At 46.5% G+C, this 7,155-nt stretch carries 5 protein-coding genes; 3 read left to right on the top strand and 2 right to left on the bottom strand.

Annotated elements, in window-relative coordinates; translation table 11 throughout:
• Positions 1-77 precede the first annotated feature (77 nt).
• Both pta and AB4517_RS22180 read left to right on the top strand, forming a co-directional pair.
• Positions 78-1,151 (top strand): phosphate acetyltransferase, encoded by a 1,074-nt coding sequence (gene pta, locus AB4517_RS22175; protein WP_102332700.1) that lies wholly within the window; start codon positions 78-80, stop codon positions 1,149-1,151.
• A gap of 71 nt (positions 1,152-1,222) precedes the next feature.
• The gene (locus AB4517_RS22180) at positions 1,223-1,990 is read left to right on the top strand and encodes a TSUP family transporter (protein ID WP_372103889.1); all 768 of its coding nucleotides are present in this window, start codon (positions 1,223-1,225) and stop codon (positions 1,988-1,990) included.
• A gap of 51 nt (positions 1,991-2,041) precedes the next feature.
• Here the strand turns inward: AB4517_RS22180 and AB4517_RS22185 are convergent, their stop codons facing one another.
• Together AB4517_RS22185 and AB4517_RS22190 are read right to left on the bottom strand one after the other, a co-directional pair.
• On the bottom strand, positions 2,042-3,763 hold the full coding sequence (locus AB4517_RS22185; RefSeq protein ID WP_372150024.1) for a cobaltochelatase CobT-related protein: 1,722 nt from the start codon (positions 3,761-3,763) through the stop codon (positions 2,042-2,044).
• Between the two features lie 3 nt (positions 3,764-3,766).
• Complete coding sequence (locus tag AB4517_RS22190; RefSeq protein ID WP_372150027.1) at positions 3,767-4,750, bottom strand: AAA family ATPase; 984 nt, start codon at positions 4,748-4,750, stop codon at positions 3,767-3,769.
• A gap of 262 nt (positions 4,751-5,012) precedes the next feature.
• On the opposite strand from AB4517_RS22190, the gene xsc reads away from it, so the two are divergent.
• Positions 5,013-6,824, top strand: a complete 1,812-nt coding sequence (gene xsc / locus AB4517_RS22195; protein WP_372150030.1) for a sulfoacetaldehyde acetyltransferase — start codon at positions 5,013-5,015, stop codon at positions 6,822-6,824.
• Positions 6,825-7,155 lie beyond the last annotated feature (331 nt).

Consider the following 7,155-nt stretch of genomic DNA (forward strand, 5'->3'; position numbering starts at 1 on the left):
AATTTGACCTTTTTTGTTATTCCAATTATATAAATATAAATTATGGAACAATTAATCTCAATAAATGGAACTTAAAGATGAAGGCGATTGAACGGATTATTGATAAAGCTCATTTAGATCGTAAGCGCGTTGTTTTGAGTGAAGCGGAGGACCCGCGAGTGCTAGCTGCTGCAAGAATAGCAATCGACAAACAGCTCGCTCACATCACACTTGTGGGCGATGAATCGGCGATCATCGCTGCTGCAGAACTTCACCACATTAACCTCGCTGGCATTCATATTGTTTCTCCACAGGCGTCGTCACTCAAAGAAGTGCTCGCTGAGCGGCTGTATACATTAAGAAAAGCTAAAGGCATGACTTATGATGACGCCCTAGAGCTGGTTCAAGATCCACTTGTTTTTGCCAATTTGATGGTAAGGGAAGGACTGGTAGACGGCACAGTTAATGGCGCGGTTTATACCACGTCTGATGTGGTGCGAGCTGCGCTGCAGATTATCGGCCCTGCACCGGACAGCGAATTGGTGTCAAGTTTCTTCTTGATGATGCTGTGTGAGCCTTTCCATAATCTTAAAGGCGGTATGATTTTCAGCGATTGTGGTTTGGTGATTAACCCCACTGAAACCGAGCTGGCATCGATTGCCGTGGCCGCATCAAACAGTGCTCAAACGCTACTGATGGAAGAGCCTAAAGTCGCGATGCTGTCGTTTTCGACCAACGGGAGTGCCAAACACGAATCGGTCGATAAGGTTCGTAATGCTGCTCAACTCGTGAAACAACGTTGTCCCGGAATCGCCGTCGATCAGGACGTTCAACTCGATGCGGCGATTGTCACTGAAATAGCGGCGAAAAAGTTGCCTGATTCAGAGGTCAAAGGTCAATCTAACGTGTTGATATTTCCTAACTTAGAAGCCGGTAATATCGGTTATAAGCTTGCGGAAAGGCTAGGTGGGGCTGTTGCGATTGGCCCGTTGCTGCAAGGGCTGAATCAACCAGCGAATGACTTGTCCAGAGGCTGTAGTGCCGAAGATATCTTTAATGTCATTGCCGTTACCGCGGTACAAGCGCAGCAAGGGAAAGCATCTGACTCTAAGGCTGACTCTGAAGCTGATGTTGAAGAAAGAGAAGAGTCGGAGTTTGAATTCCGGTATTAACACTCGTTGCTTAAACTAATGCGGAATCTTGCACTCATATTTACCCCCAAATAACCTAATTAGGATAGCTAATGGAGTTACCTGTTTTACTCGCCATTCTTGCCACTATTGCGGTAGGTACTTATTTCCAAACTGTCACTGGATTTGGTCTCGGTATCATTGTGATTGGGCTAACGGTCAGCCTTAATTTGGTATCCCTACCCGTTATAGCCGCTGTGGTCAGTATTGTGACCTTGTTCAATTGCTTGGTGGCGTTGATGGGTAAGCCACTGCTTGGGGAACTCAAGATTCTGGTGGTGTTAGTCATCGGTATTATTCCCGGCGTATCGATGGGCGTGTACTTGCTGGACGCGTTGAGCGAGTCGGCAACCCAAATCCTACGAGGGCTATTGGGTGCCATGGTGTTGTTCGCTGGTTTGAGCTTTATGTTTAAACCTAAAACTAGAACGGTCCGTTCGACAACCGTATCTTTCCTTGTCTCAGGATTTAGCTCTGGGTTAGCGGGGGGATTATTTGGGATGGCAGGTCCACCGATTGTTTATCATCTCTATCGGCAACCTTTTTCGCTCGATCTGGTGCGAAGCACACTGCTGATGGTTTTCGCTTGTACGTCGATGTCCCGTACGGTCAATGTCTATGCGGCGGGCGACATGGAACAGAGCATATTGTGGTTATCCGCTATTGCTGTTCCTCTGGTGGCGCTTGTCACAATGTTTGCTCGGCGTTTCCCATCGCCGTTGTCTAATGATCAACTCAGAAAGCTGGTGTTTACGGTGTTAATGCTGATAGGCGGATATTTGATGGCTGTCTCTGCATGGTCGTTGTTTGGCTCCTCGTAAAACCATTCTCGACAAAGGAGGCTAGTGATTCGCTAGCCTAAGCTTCCCTGTTTAAACACGCTTTAGCATCTCAAATATGCTCCTAGATAGCCCAAACAAGCAGCTCTCTTGTACATCTAACGTGATGTTGCTGCGATAGTACGGGCTTAAATCGACGCCCATTCCCACGCCATGAATCTCAATACCGTTTTTGGTCGACTCGCGCTCAATCACCTGTTTGAGGTGGTTATCTAAATAGAACTGATCGTTGGCGGTACTGGTAGCGGTATCCATCGGGCAGCCGTCTGAGAACACAATCAAAACCTTTCGCTGGGCGGTGTGCTGCTGCAATCGATGACTCGCGAACTGAACCGCTTCGCCATCAATCCCTTCTTTAAAGATGTCGGCTTTACGAAGACTCGCAATGCCAAGTCGAGAACGTCTCCAATGGGTATCAAAATCCTTAAACACGATGTGCCGAACTTCGTTTAAGCGGCCCGGGTGCTTTGGTTGGCCTTGTTTAAGCCACTGCCGATAGACCTTGCCACCGTTCCAGTTATTGGTCGTAAAGCCAATAATCTCGAAAGGGATGTTGGCCAGTCCAACGGATTTGAGAATTGTATCAATCAGTAGGCTTAGCTTGTGACTGTGCTTTTGCATTGAGCCAGAGCAGTCCATCAAAAATGTGGTGGCACATTGATGAGATGTACCGATGTCAGGTTGATAAAAGACAGTGCTATCCAATGGCGATGTGACGAGCTTGGTGATGGTGGTGGCGTTAACAATGCCTTCTTCTAAATGGTCCTGACGTCGGTTCCTCTGTGGTGTGGCAACAAAGCTAGTAAGCATAGCGGCTAAACGGCGAGTGTTGACTTGTCTCGCCATGATGTCATCGGTTAGCTTTTGTCTCAGTTCGAGTAATAGGGTACGCCTGACGAGTTTGTCTGCGGCGATGACTTGATCAAATTCTGAATTAAAGACCTGATAATTAGCGCCCGACAACTCGAATACCTTGCTACTGCCTGTGATGTCGGTATCGACGTCTTGATCTTGAATGTCACCATCAACAATCAAGGCAAGCTGTGCAAGGATCTTGATGTCTTCTTCAACGGTTGGTGTGGGTGAGTTATCACTTTCCTGTTCTTGGATGATTAACTCTTGTGCAAGGGCTGCAAGCTCATTGGCACTGTGTGCAAACTGTTCTTGGTCTGTTCTATGTTGCTTTAAGCGTTTAAAGCTGTGACCGAAGGTAGGCACGATGCCGGCGCGAGTCGATTCAATGGTCTCAGCAATGGGTTCCGAAACCGGAACACCGGTTAAGCGGGTGTGGATGACTTGCATCAGAGTAAACAGCAACATGCCTATTCGTGATTCGGTGAAGCCATTCTGATGATATTGGTCGCTCCAATACGCAAAGTTGAACTGAATGCTGGTGGTCACGCCTTTTAGATAAGATGGAACTTGCGATTCAATTCGCACCTGCTCGCAGAAGTCATATAACAGACGTTCGACCTCGTTTTTCGGTCGCAATGAGTAGTGAAGATCAGCATCTGAAAGCAAGAGTCGTAATGCCGATGAATCGATCTTGCCTTGCATCGAAAGCTTACTGTTTTTCAGCTCGTGGCGAGATACAAAGGTGAGATCGTTAGTATGTGCGGACTGGTAATAACAGGGCTTATTGCCTTTATAGAGTCGTTCTCCCCGATAGTTCAGATCGAGTTCACCACTGATTGCTCTGGCGACAGACACACCAATATCGAGGATCTTTTTCTGCTGAGAAGAAATATTGGCCATGGTTTACGACTCCGAGTGCGAATAATTTTGAGTATGCGCTTCCAAGGCTTCACCAAAGCAACGGAAATAGTATTCGCTAACCAGTTCTTTCTCTTCGTCTTCGCAGCGATTTAAGAATGAAAGCCTAAATGCCGTCGCTACATCGTCGAATATTTGGATGTTTTCAGCCCAAGTGAGCACTGTACGCGGAGACATCACAGTCGAAAGGTCGCCAGCCCGAAACCCGTTACGCGTTAAACCAGCGGTGGCGATCATTTTCTCGGCCAGTTGTCGGCCACTTTCATTATTCAGTTGCGGAAGCTTAGATAACACGATTTTGGTTTCATGTTGTGGGTCTAAATAGTTGAGCGTAGCGATGATGTTCCATCTATCTAACTGACTGTGGTTAAGCACTTGAGTACCCGAATACAAACCTGAAAAATTACCCAAGCCAAGCGTGTTGCACGTAGCAAACAGGCGGAAAGAAGGGTGGGGAGTGATCACGCGGTTTTGCTCGAGAGAAGTGTATTTGCCGTCTTGCTCTAAGAGTTGCTGAATCACAAACATCACATCAGGTCGACCCGCGTCGTATTCGTCCAATACCAATGCGATGGGTTGCTGGATACTTTGTGGAAGAATGCCTTCCTTAAACTCTGTCACCTGCATTCCATCTTTAATGACGATGCTATCTTTGCCAATGAAATCCAATCGGCTTAAGTGCCCATCTAGGTTGATCCTCAAGCATGGCCAGTTCAATCTCGCGGCAATTTGTTCAATGTGAGAAGACTTGCCCGTCCCGTGCGTACCTTGTATCAAGGTGCGACGATTGGAAGTGAACCCCGCCAATATGGCCAGCGTCACTTCAGGATCAAAACAGTAGTTAGGATCGATTTTTGGCACATACTCTCCCGCATGTTCAAACGCCATCACCGTTAGGTTGCTGTCGATGCCAAAGCACTCTCTTACACTTACTTGTCGCGTTGGTATCAATTCCGCCTCTTTCATCATTCTTCCCTCTATATAACCCATTACTTGTCGCAGCTATTGCGCTATGTCGTCGATTATTAACAGCTCAACCTAAGTTAACGGCACTTTTTGTACGAAAAACTACCAATAATGTGATCCAGTTTTATTAATTAGAATGAATTGTTCCAATTTAATATAAAAAGTTGACGCGCAAAAATTCTACTACTAAGGTGAAATCGAATTCGAAAAAGAGACAATTCATTCCGAAAAATGAAATTTTGATTAACTCAAGGAGAATGGAAGAATGAGCGAGCAAGAAAAACGTACGGTTGTTTCCGGCACAGTAACAATGACACCATCAGAAGCGTTCGTTGAAACTATGGTTGCTAATGATGTTACCGACATGTTCGGCATCATGGGGTCAGCATTTATGGACGCAATGGATATCTTTGCTCCTGCTGGCATTCGATTGGTCCCAGTAGTACACGAGCAAGGCGCTGCCCACATGGCAGATGGTTACTCTCGTGTATCTGGTCGCCACGGTGTGGTTATCGGGCAGAATGGCCCAGGTATCAGTAACTGTGTAACAGCAATTGCAGCTGCGTTCTGGGCACATAGCCCGGTCGTGATTGTGACGCCAGAGACAGGCACTAAAACAATGGGCTTAGGTGGTTTCCAAGAATGTAACCAGCTTCCAATGTTCCAAGAGTTTACTAAGTATCAAGGACACGTAACGCACCCAGATCGTATGGCGGAATTCACAGGTCGATGCTTCGACCGTGCGATGAGTGAAATGGGGCCTACTCAACTTAATATTCCACGTGATTACTTTTACGGTGAGACTCAAACTGAGATCCCTCAACCAGCACGTTTAGACCGTGGCCCAGGTGGTGAAAAATCTCTGAACGAAGCGGCAGACTTGATTGCTGAAGCGAAATTCCCAGTCATCATTTCTGGTGGCGGCGTGGTAATGGCTGATGCCGTTCAAGAGTGTGCGGCACTGGCAGAACGACTAGGAGCACCCGTAGTAAACAGCTACCTGCACAATGACTCGTTCCCTGCTAGTCACCCATTATGGTGTGGTCCTTTAGGCTACCAAGGTTCGAAAGCAGCAATGAAGTTGATGGCTCAAGCGGATGTGGTTATCGCTTTGGGTACACGTCTTGGTCCATTTGGTACGTTGCCTCAACATGGTATGGACTACTGGCCGAAGAACGCGAAAATCATTCAGATTGATGCCGACAACAAGATGCTAGGTCTGGTTAAGAAGATTTCAGTTGGTATCTGTGGTGATGCGAAAGCAGCTGCGGTTGCTCTATCTGAAAGATTGGAAGGCCGTGCATTGTTGTGTGATGACAATAAAGGCGCTCGTCAAGACACGGTCGCAACAGAGAAAGCACTTTGGGAAAAAGAGCTTGATGAGTGGACACACGAACGTGACTCGTTCAGCTTGGATATGATTGAAGAAAACTCACACGAGACTCCGTTCTCTGGTGGTGAATACCTTCACCCGCGCCAAGTATTGCGTGAGCTAGAAAAAGCGATGCCAGAAGACGTAATGGTCTCAACCGATATCGGTAACATCAACTCGGTGGCAAACAGCTACTTACGCTTTGAAAAACCACGTAGTTTCTTTGCGGCAATGAGTTTTGGTAACTGTGGTTACGCGTTCCCGACCATCATTGGCGCGAAAGCAGCAGCACCTCATCGCCCAGCTATCTCTTATGCAGGCGACGGTGCGTGGGGCATGAGCCTGATGGAAACCATGACATGTGTTCGTCATAACATTCCAGTGACAGCCGTGGTATTCCACAACCGTCAATGGGGTGCTGAGAAGAAGAACCAAGTCGACTTCTACAACCGACGCTTTGTTGCTGGTGAACTTGAAAACCAAAGCTTTGCAGAAATCGCAAGAGCGATGGGCGCTGAAGGTATCACGGTTGATAAGCTGGAAGATGTAGGTCCAACCCTGCAAAAAGCCATCGACATGCAGATGAACGAAGGCAAAACAACCATCATTGAAATCATGTGTACTCAGGAATTGGGCGACCCGTTCCGCCGAGATGCACTATCAACACCGGTTCGTTTCCTAGATAAATACAAAGATTACGTATAAGTCATAGGAAGTTTGTCCGGCCACCGCGTTATAAAGAGCGTGGTCGGGCAATATTAACGGGTATTGGCAATGTACTTAAGTGAATACCGGCAACCCGTATTTCAATAATCCTTAGTCAAACGTTAGAACATGAATTAAATGGCTGTTGTACATATAAGTGGTTTTAGTTATATAAACTTTGTCGTTCCTTATTAATCGACCCTTAGCTAATTGCTCCTTAGTTAATGGTTTTATAACTGTTAGTTATTGATGAGGATATATGGCCATTGATAAAGACATATACCTATTGTCATTTTTAAAATCATTCGTAACGATACTGATTAACCATGAT

This window comes from Vibrio sp. 10N.222.52.C3, assembly GCF_041474195.1.
Classification (GTDB): Bacteria; Pseudomonadota; Gammaproteobacteria; order Enterobacterales; family Vibrionaceae; genus Vibrio; species Vibrio crassostreae_C.

What these genes read in the sequence shown, in the direction of transcription:
- pta (WP_102332700.1), top strand. Translation starts at nt 78, where the DNA reads ATGAAGGCGATTGAACGGATTATTGATAAAGCTCATTTAGATCGTAAG.
- AB4517_RS22180 (WP_372103889.1), top strand. Translation starts at nt 1,223, where the DNA reads ATGGAGTTACCTGTTTTACTCGCCATTCTTGCCACTATTGCGGTAGGT.
- AB4517_RS22185 (WP_372150024.1), bottom strand. Translation starts at nt 3,763, where the DNA reads ATGGCCAATATTTCTTCTCAGCAGAAAAAGATCCTCGATATTGGTGTG.
- AB4517_RS22190 (WP_372150027.1), bottom strand. Translation starts at nt 4,750, where the DNA reads ATGATGAAAGAGGCGGAATTGATACCAACGCGACAAGTAAGTGTAAGA.
- xsc (WP_372150030.1), top strand. Translation starts at nt 5,013, where the DNA reads ATGAGCGAGCAAGAAAAACGTACGGTTGTTTCCGGCACAGTAACAATG.